Here is a 345-nt window from a genome sequence, read left to right on the forward strand (position 1 = left end):
CGGGGGGGCTGAGGACCTCTACGACAAGGGCAAGAAGAAGCTCGGCGAGGGTGTCGACTGGGCCACGGACAAGGTCGGCCACAAGCTGGACGAGGCCGGCCTGCACAAGTGGGCCGACGTGGTGGAGGACTGGGGCGACGGTGTCGCCTCCGACCTGGGGGCGACGCCGGGTGAGCAGCAGCTCGGCCAGAGCGAGCAGGCGAACGAACTCGTCCACGGCGACCCGGGGAGGATCCGTGAGAGCGCCAAGCACCTGCGGGACTTCCATGGGGCGTTCGACAAGGTCAGCCAGGGGCTGAAGAAGGTCGACTCCTCCGGCTGGAAGGGTGAGGGCGGGGACGCCTT

Annotated in this window: 1 protein-coding gene; it reads left to right on the forward strand. The window is 69.0% G+C overall.

Going from position 1 to position 345, the window contains the following annotated elements:
- Positions 1-345 (forward strand): putative T7SS-secreted protein (locus IG05_RS43280; RefSeq protein WP_037816004.1); only part of this gene is annotated, 345 nt, incomplete at both ends.

Origin of the sequence: Streptomyces sp. NRRL S-1022, from assembly GCF_000720135.1 — a bacterium.
In the GTDB taxonomy this organism is placed as follows: domain Bacteria; phylum Actinomycetota; class Actinomycetes; order Streptomycetales; family Streptomycetaceae; genus Streptomyces.